The organism is Candidatus Macondimonas diazotrophica (assembly GCF_004684205.1).
GTDB classification, from domain to species: Bacteria; Pseudomonadota; Gammaproteobacteria; order UBA5335; family UBA5335; genus Macondimonas; species Macondimonas diazotrophica.
Genome location: NZ_SRIO01000026.1, coordinates 1 through 15,535, shown reverse-complemented (window position 1 = coordinate 15,535; position 15,535 = coordinate 1). Strand labels below are relative to the sequence as shown.

13 protein-coding genes and 1 tRNA gene are annotated in these 15,535 nt (G+C 58.8%); all 14 read left to right on the top strand.

Going from position 1 to position 15,535, the window contains the following annotated elements; translation table 11 throughout:
• Positions 1 to 139, top strand: a 139-nt coding sequence (locus E4680_RS12815) for an EF-Tu C-terminal domain-related protein (RefSeq protein ID WP_479688846.1), incomplete at its 5' end; no start/stop codon positions are given.
• Between the two features lie 52 nt (positions 140 to 191).
• A tRNA-Trp gene (locus E4680_RS12810) sits at positions 192 to 267 on the top strand.
• A 52-nt stretch (positions 268 to 319) separates the two neighbouring features.
• Complete coding sequence (gene secE, locus E4680_RS12805) at positions 320 to 697, top strand: preprotein translocase subunit SecE (protein ID WP_167792509.1); 378 nt, start codon at positions 320 to 322, stop codon at positions 695 to 697.
• Between the two features lie 2 nt (positions 698 to 699).
• Positions 700 to 1,233, top strand: a complete 534-nt coding sequence (nusG, locus tag E4680_RS12800; RefSeq protein ID WP_135282813.1) for a transcription termination/antitermination protein NusG — start codon at positions 700 to 702, stop codon at positions 1,231 to 1,233.
• A 57-nt stretch (positions 1,234 to 1,290) separates the two neighbouring features.
• Positions 1,291 to 1,722 carry a 50S ribosomal protein L11 gene (gene rplK / locus E4680_RS12795; protein ID WP_135282812.1) on the top strand — a complete coding sequence of 144 codons (432 nt, stop codon included), beginning with the start codon at positions 1,291 to 1,293 and terminating at the stop codon, positions 1,720 to 1,722.
• A gap of 1 nt (position 1,723) precedes the next feature.
• The gene (gene rplA, locus E4680_RS12790) at positions 1,724 to 2,419 is read left to right on the top strand and encodes a 50S ribosomal protein L1 (RefSeq protein ID WP_135282811.1); all 696 of its coding nucleotides are present in this window, start codon (positions 1,724 to 1,726) and stop codon (positions 2,417 to 2,419) included.
• 234 nt (positions 2,420 to 2,653) lie between these two features.
• Positions 2,654 to 3,181 (top strand): 50S ribosomal protein L10, encoded by a 528-nt coding sequence (gene rplJ, locus E4680_RS12785; RefSeq protein ID WP_135282810.1) that lies wholly within the window; start codon positions 2,654 to 2,656, stop codon positions 3,179 to 3,181.
• A 75-nt stretch (positions 3,182 to 3,256) separates the two neighbouring features.
• On the top strand, positions 3,257 to 3,643 hold the full coding sequence (rplL, locus tag E4680_RS12780) for a 50S ribosomal protein L7/L12 (protein ID WP_135282809.1): 387 nt from the start codon (positions 3,257 to 3,259) through the stop codon (positions 3,641 to 3,643).
• A gap of 164 nt (positions 3,644 to 3,807) precedes the next feature.
• Positions 3,808 to 7,893: a DNA-directed RNA polymerase subunit beta gene (rpoB, locus tag E4680_RS12775; RefSeq protein WP_135282808.1), complete on the top strand. Its 4,086-nt coding sequence runs from the start codon at positions 3,808 to 3,810 to the stop codon at positions 7,891 to 7,893.
• A gap of 53 nt (positions 7,894 to 7,946) precedes the next feature.
• Entirely contained in the window at positions 7,947 to 12,152 is a 4,206-nt protein-coding gene (gene rpoC / locus E4680_RS12770; RefSeq protein ID WP_135282807.1) for a DNA-directed RNA polymerase subunit beta', read from the top strand.
• 195 nt (positions 12,153 to 12,347) lie between these two features.
• Entirely contained in the window at positions 12,348 to 12,722 is a 375-nt protein-coding gene (rpsL, locus tag E4680_RS12765; RefSeq protein ID WP_135282806.1) for a 30S ribosomal protein S12, read from the top strand.
• A 38-nt stretch (positions 12,723 to 12,760) separates the two neighbouring features.
• On the top strand, positions 12,761 to 13,231 hold the full coding sequence (rpsG, locus tag E4680_RS12760; protein WP_135282805.1) for a 30S ribosomal protein S7: 471 nt from the start codon (positions 12,761 to 12,763) through the stop codon (positions 13,229 to 13,231).
• A gap of 33 nt (positions 13,232 to 13,264) precedes the next feature.
• Positions 13,265 to 15,361, top strand: a complete 2,097-nt coding sequence (gene fusA, locus E4680_RS12755) for an elongation factor G (protein ID WP_135282804.1) — start codon at positions 13,265 to 13,267, stop codon at positions 15,359 to 15,361.
• A gap of 33 nt (positions 15,362 to 15,394) precedes the next feature.
• Positions 15,395 to 15,535, top strand: a 141-nt coding sequence (locus E4680_RS12750) for a GTP-binding protein (protein ID WP_240696069.1), incomplete at its 3' end; no start/stop codon positions are given.

Below are 15,535 nucleotides of genomic sequence, written 5' to 3'. Positions count from 1 at the left end.
GATGGTGATGCCGGGCGACAACGTCAAGGTGACGGTGAAGCTGATTGCGCCGATTGCGATGGAAGAAGGTCTGCGCTTCGCGATTCGCGAAGGCGGCCGTACGGTCGGCGCCGGCGTCGTCTCCAAGGTGATCGCGTAAGATTCTGATGTATATTGGAAGAAGGCTGTTTCCAGTCTTCTTCCGCTTTTTTAGGCCAGTAGCTCAATTGGCAGAGCAGCGGTCTCCAAAACCGCAGGTTGGGGGTTCGAGTCCCTCCTGGCCTGCCATTTTATGTGTAGTGTCGAAAATGGTAGTACCCGGACCATGTCCAGTCATTCGATGAACGTCGAAGAGGAATCTTCCAGCCGTATCTTGGAAGCTGCAAAGTGGCTGCTTGCCGTGCTGCTCGTGGGGGCGGGAATTGCGGGATTCTATTATTTTTCGCAATGGCTGCTGATTTTTCGAATCCTCCTTTTTTTGGCCGTTTTCGGCAGCGCGCTTTTTGTTGCCAGTCGTACTCATGTTGGGGTTCGGCTGGTAGCGGGCGTCCGTGAATCCATCCGTGAGGCGCGCAAGGTAGTTTGGCCGACGCGTCCCGAGACCATACAGACCACCCTTGTCGTCTTGGGGATGGTGCTGCTCATGGGGGTTATGTTGTGGATGGTGGACTGGTTCCTGGGGTTCGTTCTGCGGCGCCTAACGGGCATGGGGGCTTGAATATGGCAATGCGCTGGTTTGTGGTGCAGGCCTATTCGGGTTTCGAGCATCAGGTGAAGCGCTCGCTTGAAGAGCACATTCGTCGTGCCGGGCTGCAGGATCGTTTCGGTGAGATTTTGGTTCCTACCGAGGAAATCATCGAAATGCGGGAGGGACAGAAGCGGCGCAGTGAGCGGAAGTTCTTTCCTGGTTATGTGCTGGTCCAGATGGACATGGACGACGAAACCTGGCACCTCGTGAAGGAAGTGCCGAAGGTTCTGGGCTTCATCGGGGGCGCCAAGGATCGTCCGGCGCCCATTACCGAGCGGGAAGCACAGCGAATTCTGGATCGGATCCGTGAAGGCGCCGAGAAGCCGCGACCCAAGATTCTGTTTGAGCCTGGCGAGCAGGTGCGTGTGACTGATGGTCCGTTCAACGACTTTAACGGCACCGTTGAAGATGTTAACTACGAGAAGAATCGGTTGCGTGTCAGCGTGACAATTTTCGGTCGGTCCACGCCGGTTGACTTAGAGTTTTCTCAAGTCGAGAAGACCTGAGTGTCTGTTTTTTGAATGTACGGGGAGCCGACAGGCGTTTGAACCCGAGAGGTAGTCATGGCCAAGAAAATCGAAGCTTATATCAAGCTGCAAGTGCCGGCCGGCAAAGCCAATCCGAGTCCGCCGATCGGTCCGGCATTGGGTCAGCGCGGTGTCAACATCATGGAGTTCTGCAAGGCTTTCAATGCGCAGACCCAGAATGTCGAGCCGGGGCTGCCGCTGCCGGTGGTCATTACGGTCTATTCAGACCGCAGCTTTACCTTCATAACCAAGACCCCCCCTGCCAGCGTGCTGCTCAAGAAGGCAGCCGGTATCGCTAAAGGTAGCGCGGTGCCCCACACCAACAAGGTCGGGAAAGTGACGCGAGAGCAGCTCGAGGAAATCGCTAAGGCGAAGACGCCGGATCTGTCCGCTGCAAGCCTGGACGCTGCCGTGCGTACCATCGCCGGTAGTGCGCGTAGTATGGGTCTCGAAGTGGAGGGGGTCTGAAATGGCTAAGCTTGGAAAGCGCATGCAGCAGATCCGCGAAAAAATCCAACCGGGCCGAATCTATCCGATTGATGATGCTTTGGGGTTGATCAAGGAGTGCTCGAGCGCCAAGTTCCTGGAGTCGATTGATGTTGCGGTCAACCTGGGAGTTGATCCGCGCAAGTCGGATCAAGTGGTGCGCGGCGCTACGGTGTTGCCCAATGGTACCGGCAAGACCGTGCGTGTGGCGGTATTCGCCCAGGGCGCAAACGCCGATGCCGCCAAGGAGGCGGGGGCCGACGTGGTCGGTTTCGAGGATCTTGCCGATCAGGTCAAGGCGGGGCAGCTCGACTTCGATGTGGTCATTGCCAGTCCTGACGCAATGCGTGTTGTCGGTCAGCTTGGGCCGGTGCTAGGTCCGCGTGGTCTGATGCCGAACCCGAAGGTCGGAACCGTGACGCCCGATGTGGCCGGCGCGGTTCGTAACGCCAAAGGTGGGCAGGTGCGTTACCGGACGGACAAGACCGGCATTATCCACTGCAGCATCGGCAAGTCGGATTTTGCGGTTGATGCGTTGCGGGAAAATCTTCAGGCACTTCTGGCGGATCTTCAGAAGGCCAAGCCGGCAACCGCGAAAGGGGTTTACATGAAGCGCATTACCGTGTCGTCCACCATGGGGCCCGGTGTTTCGGTCGATCAGGCCAGTTTGGCGCTTTGATCAACCTTCATGGTTGAGGGTAAGAGTTTTGTCAGCCGCCATATGGCGGGCGTCAAAGACCGCAGGTGATTCGTCTCGGCATTGAGGGGAATCTTAATGGTGTTCCGGCCTGCGTAGACGATGATCCCGTTCAAGCCACTTGGCCCAGGGGCATCGTAGAGGAGACGAGATCGCAGGGATGCGGCTTCGTTGGTGTCATTCCGGGTGTATCGTCACCCGAGCCAGGAGGTGAGTATGCCGCTCAAGCTGGAAGGCAAAGTGGCCTTGGTATCCGAGGTCAATGGAGTGGCTGCCCAGGCACATTCCGTGATTGCCGCCGAATATCGGGGGCTTAAAGCTGCGGAAATGGACGAGTTGCGAGTTAAGGCGCGCAACGATGAGGTTTACCTGCGTATCGTAAAGAACACGCTGGCGCGGCGCGCGCTCCAAGGGACAGATTTTGAACCCTTGGCGCAGCGATTGGTCGGTCCGTTGGTTCTTGGTTTTTCGATGCAGGATCCCGGTGCGGTGGCGCGTCTGTTCAAGGACTTCGCCAAATCTCATGACAAGTTTCAGGTCAAGGCTGTCGCCATCGGCGGTCAGGTCCTCGAAGCTGCTGACTTGGATCGCGTTGCCAACCTGCCGACCCGTGACCAGGCCATTGCCATGCTCATGGGCGTCATGAAGGCGCCGATCGAGAAGTTCGTCCGTACGGTCAATGAGCCGGTGGCCAAGCTGGCCCGCACGCTCAGCGCCATTCGCGACCAGAAGCAGGCAGCCTGAATCAGTCGTCCGTGAAACTAGGGCAGAATCCATAAACGGGATTTGCAATCATTTATTCTTAAGGAGTTTATTTCAATGGCTGTTTCCAAAGAGGAAATTCTCGACGCCATCAGCAACATGACGGTCGTCGAAATCGTGGATCTGATCTCCGCGATGGAAGAGAAGTTCGGCGTATCCGCCGCTGCGGCTGTCGCTGCCGTTCCGGTTGCCGGGGCGGGCGCTGCCGGTGCTGCCGAAGCTGCCGAAGAGCAAACGGAATTCAACGTCGTCATGAGCAGTTTTGGCGCAAACAAAGTCAACGTGATCAAGGTGGTTCGCGGTATTACCGGCCTGGGTTTGAAGGAAGCCAAAGACATGGTGGAAGCTGTGCCGGCGACCATCAAAGAAGGCGTGCCCAAAGCCGAGGCGGAAGACATCAAAAAGCAATTGGAAGAAGCCGGCGCTTCCGCCGAGATCAAGTAATCGCCTTGTCGTTCCAGAACGACCATATTGTGGTTAGGGGCTGGTGGCGTGTGCCGCCGGCCTCCTTTTGCTGACCGCTATTCCGTAATAGGGATTGGCTTTCGCGCCTTACGAGACCGTCGGCGCTCCTCAGCAGGCCGGCAGAAACGCCGAGGGATAATTCCATGCCTTACTCGTTCACCGAAAAAAAGCGTTTTCGCAAGGATTTCGCCAAGCTGCCAACAGTGCAGGAAGTGCCTTACCTGTTGGCGATACAGCTTGATTCCTATCGCGAGTTTCTGCAACTCGACGTTCCAGCCACACAGCGTCAGGAGCGAGGGATTCATGCGGCGCTCAAGACGGTTTTTCCAATCGAGAGCTATTCGGGTAACGCGCGGTTGGAATACGTGGACTATCGGCTCGGCGAACCGGCGTTCGACATCAAGGAATGTCAGCAGCGGGGAATTACCTATTCGGCCCCGCTCAGAGTGAAGGTGCGACTCGTTCTGTTCGACAAGGACAGCCCTGCGGCCAACAAGATTCCGAAAGAAATCAAGGAGCAGGAAGTCTACATGGGCGAACTGCCGCTCATGACCGAGAATGGGACGTTCGTGATCAACGGTACGGAGCGGGTGATTGTTTCCCAGATGCATCGCTCGCCGGGTGTCTTTTTCGATCATGACCGCGGCAAGACGCACTCGTCCGGCAAGGTCCTCTATTCGGCGCGGATCATTCCGTATCGGGGATCTTGGCTGGATTTCGAGTTTGATGCCAAGGATCTGCTGTACGCCCGCATCGATCGTCGGCGGAAGCTGCCGGTCACTGTCCTGCTCCGCGCTTTGGGTATGGAGCCCAGCGAAATGCTGGAGCTGTTTTTTGACCATAACGTCTTTCATCTGTCCGGCGATGAGGTCGCGCTTGAGTTGGTACCGGAGCGGCTCCGCGGCGAGTTGGCCAGTTTTGATATTCGTATCGGCGACGCCGTGTTGGTCGAGGAGGGGCGCCGAGTCACTGCGCGCCATATTCGAGAGCTGGAGAAGGCCGGGATCACTGCGCTTGGGGTGCCGCCCGAATACCTGATTGGCAAGACGGCAGCACATGATGTGGTCGATGGCGACACCGGCGAGTTGCTGGTCCGCACTAACGACGAATTGACAGCCGCCCAGGTGTCGGCGCTCCGCGCGGCCGGGATCGGTGAGTTGCGCACCCTGTATGTCAACGATCTGGATCGTGGGCCTTATATTTCCAGTACGTTGCGGGTCGACTCAACCGGCACGCAGCTTGAGGCGCTGGTCGAGATTTATCGCATGATGCGCCCGGGCGAACCGCCGACCAAAGAAGCGGCGGAAGCCTTATTTCAGAATCTCTTTTTCTCATTTGATCGCTACGACCTGTCCGGTGTGGGCCGGATGAAGTTCAATCGTCGTCTGGGACGCGATGAAACCACGGGTCCGGGTACCTTGAGCAAGGAAGACATCGTTGATGTCGTCCGCGTGCTGATTGATATCCGTAACGGCAATGGCCAGGTGGATGACATCGATCATCTGGGCAACCGTCGTATCCGATCGGTCGGGGAAATGACGGAGAATGTATTTCGCATCGGCCTGGTTCGCGTGGAGCGAGCCGTGAAGGAGCGCCTCTCCATGGCGGAGAGCGAGGGGCTGATGCCACAGGAGCTCATCAACGCCAAGCCCGTCGCGGCGGCGATCAAGGAGTTCTTCGGATCATCGCAGCTGTCTCAGTTCATGGATCAGAACAATCCGCTGTCTGAGGTCACCCACAAGCGGCGCGTCTCGGCATTGGGGCCGGGCGGGCTGACTCGCGAACGCGCCGGGTTTGAGGTGCGCGACGTCCATCCGACTCATTACGGCCGAGTCTGCCCGATTGAAACGCCTGAAGGTCCGAACATCGGGTTGATCAATTCCTTGGCGGTCTATGCACGAACCAACGCCTATGGGTTTCTCGAAACCCCTTGCCGCAGGGTCGTGGATGGTCAGGTCACCAACGAGGTCGAGTATCTGTCGGCCATCGAGGATGGGCGATATGTGATCGCACAGGCCAATGCGCGCCTCGACGAAAACAATTGCCTGGTCGATGACTTGGTGTCCTGTCGCTTTCAGAATGAATTTACACTCATGCCTCGGGCGCGCGTGAACTTCATGGACGTCTCGCCGCGGCAGGTTGTGTCGGTCGCTGCCTCCCTGATTCCGTTCCTCGAGCACGACGATGCCAATCGCGCCCTCATGGGCTCCAATATGCAGCGTCAAGCGGTGCCGACCTTGCGTGCGGACAAGCCGCTGGTCGGAACCGGGATGGAGCGCACTGTCGCCATCGACTCCGGGGTAGCCGTCAAGGCACGCCGCGGGGGCGTGGTCGACAAGGTGGATGCTTCGCGCGTTGTGGTGCGCGTGAACGACGAGGAAACCGAAGCCGGTGAGCCGGGTGTCGACATCTATAACCTGATCAAGTACGTCCGTTCAAATCAAAATACGTGCATCAATCAACGTCCGTTGGTCAAGCCAGGCGATGTGATCATGCGCGGCGACGTACTGGCCGACGGTCCGTCCACCGATCTGGGCGAGCTGGCCCTGGGGCAGAACTGTCTGGTGGCCTTCATGCCTTGGAACGGCTACAACTTCGAGGACTCCATCCTCATTTCACAGCGGCTGGTCCAGGAAGATCGCTTCACAACCATTCACATCGAAGAGCTGACCTGCGTGGCACGGGATACCAAGCTCGGGTCTGAAGAAATCACCGCCGATATTCCCAATGTCAGTGAGGCGGCCTTGGCCAAACTCGACCCATCCGGCATTGCGTTCATCGGCGCCGAGGTCAAGGCGGGCGATATTCTGGTTGGGAAGGTGACGCCCAAGGGCGAAACCCAGCTGACACCGGAGGAAAAGCTGCTGCGCGCCATATTTGGTGAGAAAGCCTCCGATGTGAAAGATACCTCGCTGCGTGTCCCGCCCGGCATGGACGGTCATGTCATCGACGTTCATGTGTTTACTCGTGACGGGGTCGAGAAGGATGAGCGGGCGCTGGCGACCGAAAAGGCCGAATTGGCGGCGGTCCGCAAGGATCTTAACGATCAGTTGCGAATCCTCGAGGACGATACCTATGAGCGCATGCGGCGACTGCTGATCGGCAAGCCGGCGGACGGTGGTCCCAAGGGGCTGCGCAAGGGCGGTGTCATCGAGCAGGCATATCTGGACGAACTGGTCCGCGAGAAGTGGTTCGAGATCCGACTTCAGGACGAAGAGGCGAACCGCAGCCTGGAACGCATGGCCGAGCAGCTGCGTTTGCAGCGTGAGGCATTCGATCAGCGTTTCGAGGAAAAGCGTCGCAAGATTACGGCTGGAGATGATCTCGCGCCTGGCGTGCTGAAGATGGTCAAGGTGTTTCTGGCCGTCAAGCGGCGCATCCAACCGGGCGACAAGATGGCCGGGCGTCACGGAAACAAGGGTGTCATCTCGCAAATCGTTCCGGTCGAAGACATGCCCTACATGGCCGATGGTACGCCTGTGGACATCGTTCTCAACCCCTTGGGGGTTCCCTCTCGCATGAACATCGGTCAGGTGCTCGAGACACATCTGGGTTTTGCGGCCAAGGGATTGGGGCTCAAGATCGGGCGCATGCTGGACGTTCAACGCAATACTCAGGAGTTGCGGGAATTCCTGGACCAGATCTACAACCAAGTGGGCGGCGGTCGTGAAAAGATTGCCCTGAATGATTTGTCCGATGCCGAAGTTCTCGAGCTCGGGCGAAACCTTCGCGGCGGTGTGCCGATGGCCACCCCCGTATTCGACGGTGCAGAAGAGTCCGAGATCAAGGCGATGCTGCGCCTCGCCGATCTGCCTGAATCCGGCCAGCTGCAATTGTTCGACGGTCGTACCGGCGAATCGTTTGCCCGGCCAGTGACAGTGGGCTACATGTACATGCTCAAACTGAACCACTTGGTGGATGACAAAGTCCATGCGCGGTCCACGGGTCCCTACAGCCTCGTGACGCAGCAACCGCTCGGCGGCAAGGCACAGTTTGGTGGCCAGCGGTTCGGTGAAATGGAGGTCTGGGCGCTCGAAGCCTATGGTGCCTCCTATACGCTGCAGGAGATGCTCACCGTGAAGTCCGACGATGTGCAGGGGCGGACCCGCATGTACAAGAACATTGTCGACGGCGATCACCGCATGGAGGCTGGAATGCCCGAATCATTCAACGTGCTGGTGAAAGAAATCCGGTCTTTGGGTATCAATATCGAATTGGAACAGGAATGAGTGGCTTGCGCCGCTCATTCCGGTGACCCGCGCGCCAAGTCGCAGGAGTAACGATGAAAGATCTGCTGAGCTTCATCAAACAACAGGAACAGATGTCCGATTTCGACAACATTCGAATCGGCCTGGCTTCTCCCGAACGGATTCGTTCATGGTCGTTTGGGGAGGTCAAGAAACCCGAGACGATCAACTACCGCACATTCAAGCCGGAACGCGATGGGTTGTTCTGTGCAAAGATCTTCGGGCCGGTGAAGGATTATGAGTGCTTGTGTGGGAAGTACAAGCGACTCAAGCATCGCGGCGTGGTCTGCGAGAAATGTGGTGTTGAGGTCACTCAGGCCAAGGTGCGACGTGAGCGCATGGGCCACATCGAACTGGCCAGCCCAACGGCACATATCTGGTTCCTGAAGTCGCTGCCTTCCCGTATAGGTCTCATGCTCGACATGACCTTGCGGGATATCGAGCGGGTGTTGTACTTCGAGTCCTACCTGGTCATCGACCCCGGTATGACGCCGCTCGAACGTGGCCAAATCCTCTCCGAGGAGGCCTACCTCGATGCCATCGAGGAACATGGCGATGAATTCGACGCCCGCATGGGTGCTGAGGCCATCGATCAGATGCTCAAGAGCATCGACCTGCAAAAAGAAGCCACGCGTCTTCGCGATGAGATGGCGGGCACCCAGTCCGAGACCAAGATCAAGCGTTTGGCCAAGCGGCTCAAACTGATTGAGTCGTTCGTCGAGTCGGGGAACCGGCCGGAGTGGATGATCCTGAAGGTATTGCCGGTCTTGCCGCCGGAGCTGCGCCCGCTGGTGCCGCTTGATGGTGGCCGCTTCGCGACTTCGGATCTGAACGATCTCTATCGGCGTGTGATCAACCGCAACAACCGCTTGAAGCGGCTGCTCGAGCTGGCGGCGCCGGACATTATTGTCCGCAATGAAAAGCGCATGCTGCAGGAGTCGGTGGATGCACTGCTCGACAACGGCCGGCGCGGTCGTGCGATTACCGGGTCGAACAAGCGTCCGCTGAAGTCGCTTGCCGATATGATCAAGGGCAAGCAGGGCCGTTTCCGGCAGAACCTGCTCGGCAAGCGCGTCGACTATTCGGGCCGTTCGGTGATCGTGGTCGGTCCGACATTGCGGTTGCATCAGTGCGGCCTGCCCAAGCGCATGGCGCTGGAATTGTTCAAGCCTTTCGTCTTTTCGCGTTTGCAGCGACTCGGGATCGCCACCACCATCAAGGCAGCCAAGCGCATGGTGGAGCGTGAAGAGCCGCAAGTGTGGGATATGCTCGAAGAGGTAATTCGCGAGCACCCCGTGCTGCTCAACCGCGCACCGACCCTGCATCGTCTCGGTATCCAGGCGTTCGAGCCGGTTCTCATCGAAGGCAAGGCGATCCAGCTGCATCCGCTGGTCTGTACGGCATTCAATGCCGACTTCGACGGCGACCAGATGGCGGTGCATGTGCCGCTCTCGCTGGAGGCGCAGCTCGAGGCCCGTGCCTTGATGATGTCGACCAACAATATTCTCTCCCCCGCATCTGGCGAACCGATCGTGGTGCCGACCCAGGATGTCGTGTTGGGGCTGTACTGGATGACCCGCGAGCGTGTGGGTACTTCGGGCGAGGGCATGATTTTCGCCGATGTGGCCGAAGTGGAACGGGCCTATCGGAACGGCATGGTCGAATTGCAGGCTCGGATCAAGGTTCGCCTATCGGACTGCGTGATCGACAACGACGGTGAGCGCGACCATCGGTATCGGCTGATGGAAACCACGGTCGGACGTGCGCTGCTGTCCCAGATCCTGCCGGCCGGATTGCCCTTCGAGATGATCAACCGGGATTTGACGAAGAAATCGGTTGGCGCCGTTCTGAACGCTTGCTATCGCCGGGTCGGGCTCAAGGAAACCGTGATTTTCGCGGACCAGCTGATGTACACCGGTTTCCATTACGCGACGGTGGCCGGCATTTCCATCGGGGCTGACGACATGGTCGTGCCCGAGGAGAAGAGCGCCATCCTCAAGCATGCCGAATCCGAAGTGAAAGAGATCGAGGAGCAATACGCCTCGGGTCTGGTGACCAACGGTGAGCGGTACAACAAGGTCGTGGACATCTGGTCGCGTACCAACGACCAAGTGGCGCGCGCCATGATGGACAAGCTCGGCACCGAACGCGTCATGGACAAGGACGGTAACGCGGTTCGTCAGGCATCCTTTAACTCCATCTTCATGATGGCAGATTCCGGTGCGCGTGGCTCCGCGGCGCAGATTCGCCAGCTCGCGGGCATGCGTGGTTTGATGGCCAAACCGGATGGATCGATTATCGAGACGCCGATTACGGCAAATTTCCGTGAAGGTCTGAACGTTCTGCAGTTCTTCATCTCGACCCATGGCGCGCGCAAAGGCTTGGCGGATACTGCACTGAAGACTGCGAACTCCGGGTATCTCACGCGTCGTCTGGTGGATGTGTCCCAGGATGTGGTGATCTTGGAGCCGGATTGCGGGACCACCCGCGGGCTGCCGATGTCCCCCATCGTGGAGGGTGGCGATGTTCTGGAGCCCTTGCGTGAGCGGGTTCTGGGTCGTGTGCTGGCCGAGCCGATCACCGATCCTTCGACCGGGGAGGTGGTGATTGAGGTCAACACCCTGCTGGACGAGGATCTGGTCGATTCCATGGAGTTGCTGGGGGTGGATCGTGTGCTGGTTCGCTCGCCGATTACCTGTGAGTCGCGCTACGGGATCTGCGCAGCGTGTTACGGACGGGATCTGGCCCGTGGCCACATGGTCAACGAAGGCGAGGCCGTCGGCGTCATTGCTGCCCAATCGATTGGCGAGCCGGGCACGCAGCTGACGATGCGCACGTTCCATATCGGTGGCGCAGCGTCGCGTGCGGCGTCGGTCAACAACGTGCAGGTCAAGCGAAAAGGGGTCCTGCGTCTGCACAACGCCAAATCAGTCCGCAATCACAAGGGCTCGTTGGTGACCGTCTCCCGTTCGGGCGAAATCGGTGTCAGTGATGAATTCGGCCGCGAGCGTGAACGCTACAAGATTCCGTACGGCGCAATCCTGCTGGTCAATGACGGTGATACCGTCGAGGCGGGTCAGATCGTCGCCGAGTGGGATCCGCATACCCATCCGGTGGTGACTGAAATCGCGGGCAGACTGCGATTTGTGCAAATGGTCGAAGGCTTGTCCATTCAGCGCCAGGTCGATGAGATGACCGGCTTGTCGCAGGTGGTGATCCTCGACCCCAAACAGCGCACCGGGGCTGGTCGGGACATGCGTCCCATGATCAAGATGGTCGATGAGGCGGGAGAAGACCTGCACTTCCCGGGAACCAGCATCCCCGCGGCTTATTTCCTGCCGGCCGGCGCGTTGGTGTTGGTGGAGGACGGCGCGGAAGTTCGTGTGGGTGACATCCTGGCGCGCATCCCCCAGGAATCCAGCAAGACGCGCGACATCACCGGCGGTTTGCCGCGCGTCGCCGACTTGTTCGAGGCCCGCAAGCCCAAGGAGCCTGCGATTCTCGCCGAAGTGGCCGGAACAGTGTCCTTTGGTAAGGATACGAAGGGCAAGCAGCGGCTCATTATCACCGACAGCGAAGGCGCTCAGAACGAGGTCCTGGTGCCGAAATGGCGCAATGTCACCGTATTCGAGGGCGAGTCGGTGGCCCGCGGTGATGTTGTTGCCGATGGCGAACCCAATCCGCAGGATATTCTGCGTCTGCTCGGTGTAGAGGCATTGGCCGAGTACCTGGTTAAGGAGATTCAGGACGTCTATCGCCTACAAGGTGTTCGGATCAATGACAAGCACATTGAAACGATTATTCGTCAGATGCTGCGAAAGGTGGAAATCGTCGATCCGGGCGAGACCCGGTTCCTGCGCGGCGAACAGGTCGACCGTGCCCGTTTGCTGGAAGAAAACGACGAGGCCGTAGCGGCCGACAAGCTGCCGGCTCGCTGGGAACCCTTGTTGCTGGGCATCACCAAGGCCTCTCTGGCGACGGAGTCCTTCATTTCGGCCGCTTCCTTCCAGGAGACCACCCGAGTTCTGACCGATGCGGCCGTCCGCGGTGTCAAGGACGACCTGCGTGGCTTGAAGGAGAACGTCATTGTGGGGCGCCTCATCCCTGCAGGTACCGGGCTGGCCTATCACAGCCACCGCCGCGAGTTGCGCGGCGCGGGAGTGGGGCTTCTCGAAGGCGAGCAGGCTTTGGCTGCTGCATCCGCCGCACCTCGGCCGGAAGATGTCTTTGAAGACCACTGATCGCAAAGCCTGAGTGCGGAGCGGCAGATCGAAGAGAGGGGCTCGCCCCTCTCTTTCTTGTTTCGAGCGGCAAGATGCTACAGACTGGGCGGCCTTGTTGACAGTTTCGCCACACCTCTCTAGAATTGCGCCTCTTTCATGTCTGGCGGCCCCTTCCGGGCGCCCATCCATCTTTTTCGATACGACGAGTGGTTCATGGCAACGATCAATCAGTTGGTTCGCAAGCCGCGTCGCAGCAAGGCTGCCAAAAGTGACGTGCCTGCCCTGGAGCAGTGCCCGCAGCGGCGGGGCGTCTGCACCCGTGTATACACCACCACGCCCAAGAAGCCGAACTCTGCGCTTCGTAAGGTGGCGCGTGTTCGCCTGACCAATGGCTATGAAGTCACGGGCTACATCGGCGGCGAAGGTCACAATCTTCAGGAGCACTCGGTGGTCTTGATCCGTGGTGGACGTGTAAAGGATTTGCCCGGCGTCCGCTATCACGTGGTTCGCGGAAGCCTGGACACGGCGGGCGTCGCCAAGCGTCGCCAAGCTCGCTCCAAGTATGGCGCTAAACGGCCGAAGGGTTGATCGGCGGATTCTGATCCCCGGAACGGCGGAGTTGAAAGATGGCAAGAAGAAAGATTGCAGCCAAGCGGGTCATTCTTCCGGATCCCAAATTCGGAAGTGAGCAGCTGGCGAAGTTCGTGAATATGGTGATGTGTGACGGCAAGAAGTCCGTTGCCGAAGGTATTGTCTACAAGGCCTTGGACGAGGTCAGCCAGAAGCGTGGTGGCGATCCGTTGTCGGTCCTTGATGCTGCTTTGGAGGCGGTTCGTCCTGCGGTCGAAGTGAAGTCCCGCCGCGTCGGCGGCGCGACTTATCAGGTACCCACAGAGGTTCGCCCGACCCGTCGCACAGCGCTGGCGATGCGCTGGATCATTGATGCGGCCCGCGCCCGCGGCGAGAAGTCTATGGTGCGGCGATTGGCCGGTGAGTTGATGGATGCCGCAGACAACCGCGGCACTGCCGTCAAGAAGCGGGAAGAAACGCATCGCATGGCGGAGGCCAATAAGGCTTTCTCGCATTTTCGTTGGTAATCGCGTCCGCATCCCGTACGAGAGGAATATCAGGTGGCCCGTAAGACTCCTATTGAACGCTACCGGAACATCGGCATTTCCGCGCATATCGATGCCGGAAAGACGACGACCACGGAGCGCGTGCTGTTTTACACGGGCGTCAGTCACAAGATTGGCGAAGTGCATGACGGTGCGGCCACCATGGACTGGATGGAGCAGGAGCAGGAGCGCGGGATCACCATTACGTCGGCTGCGACCACCTGCTTCTGGAGCGGGATGGCAGGTAACATGCCTGAGCATCGGATCAATATCATCGATACTCCCGGGCATGTTGATTTCACCATCGAGGTGGAGCGCTCCATGCGCGTCCTGGATGGTGCATGCATGGTGTACTGCGCCGTCGGTGGCGTGCAGCCGCAGTCCGAAACCGTATGGCGTCAAGCCACCAAGTACGGCGTGCCGCGGATCGCATTTGTCAACAAGATGGATCGGGCGGGGGCTGACTTCTTCAAGGTCTATGACCAGATGCGCGATCGACTGCGCGCGAATCCCGTTCCGATTCAGGTTCCGATTGGCGCCGAGGATTCGTTCAAGGGAGTTATCGATCTGGTCAAGATGAAGGCCATTTTGTGGGATGAAGACAACCGCGGGACGACCTTCCGGTATGTCGATGTCCCTGCTGACCTTGAAGAGCTTTCCGTTGAGTGGCGCGAAAAGATGGTGGAGGCGGCAGCCGAGTCCTCTGATGAGCTCATGGAGAAGTATCTCGAGGGCGGCGAGCTGACGGAAGAGGAAATTAAGGCCGGCTTGCGCAAGCGCACTGTCGATCTTGAGATTGTTCCGATGTTGTGCGGCTCGGCCTTCAAGAACAAAGGCGTTCAGGCGATGCTCGATGCAGTTATCGAGTACCTTCCCGCTCCCAATGATGTGGCGGCGATTCGCGGCATTGATGCGGGTAGCGAGGAGCCAATCGAGCGCCATGCGAAGGACGATGAGCCGTTCTCCGCGCTTGCTTTCAAGATCATGACGGATCCGTTCGTCGGGACGCTCACGTTCGTGCGCGTCTATTCGGGCGTGCTCTCGTCGGGCGATACCGTCTATAACTCGCAGAATAGCGGCAAGGAGCGGATTGGTCGCATCCTTCAGATGCACGCTAATCAGCGGGAAGAGATCAAAGAGTTGCGCGCCGGTGATATTGGCGCCTGTGTCGGGCTCAAGGATGTCATCACCGGGACCACGCTGTCTGCCATGGATAAGCCCGTCGTGTTGGAAAAGATGGAGTTCCCCGAGCCGGTAATCGCAGTGGCGGTGGAGCCCAAGACCAAGGCGGATCAGGAGAAGATGGGGATTGCGCTGCAGAAGCTGGCGCAGGAAGACCCGTCATTCCGGGTTCGGACCGATGAGGAGTCAGGTCAGACCATCATTTCCGGGATGGGTGAGTTGCACTTGGAGATCCTGGTGGATCGCATGCGCCGGGAATTCAAGGTCGAGGCCAATGTGGGCAAGCCGCAGGTCGCCTACCGCGAAAGCATTCGTAAGACGGTCGAACAGGAAGGCAAGTTCGTTCGGCAGTCGGGCGGGCGGGGCCAGTTTGGTCATGTCTGGCTGCGGATCGAGCCGCGCGAGCGTGGCGAAGGCTACGAGTTTGTCAACTCGATCGTTGGTGGGGTGGTTCCTCGGGAGTATATCCCCGCGGTCGACAAAGGCGCTAAAGAGCAGCTGGAAAATGGGGTCATTGCCGGGTTCCCGATGGTTGATGTGCGTGTGACCCTCTTCGACGGGTCTTATCACGATGTCGACTCCTCGGAAATGGCCTTCAAGATTGCCGCATCGATGGGTGTGAAGGAAGGTGCTCGCAAAGCCGATCCGGTGTTGCTGGAGCCGATGATGAAAGTGGAAGTGGTGACGCCCGAAGATTACATGGGAGACGTCATCGGCGACCTCAATCGTCGTCGGGGGCTGGTTCAGGGCATGGAGGATGGGCCCTCCGGGAAGATTGTGCGGGCCGAAGTGCCTTTGGCCGAGATGTTCGGTTATGCAACGGATCTTCGCTCCCAGACCCAAGGGCGGGCAGGCTACAGCATGGAGTTTTCGCGGTATGCGGAAGCGCCGGCTAGCGTGGCTGAAGCGGTCATCAAGAAAGCATCCTGAAGTCAATCAAGTTTTTTGCGAGGTTAATGAGTCGTGGCCAAGAGCAAGTTTGAGCGTACGAAGCCGCATGTGAATGTGGGGACGATTGGTCATGTGGACCATGGGAAGACGACGCTGACGGCGGCGCTGACGAAGGTGTTGGCGGAGAAGTTTGGGGGTGAGTTCAAGGCTTAC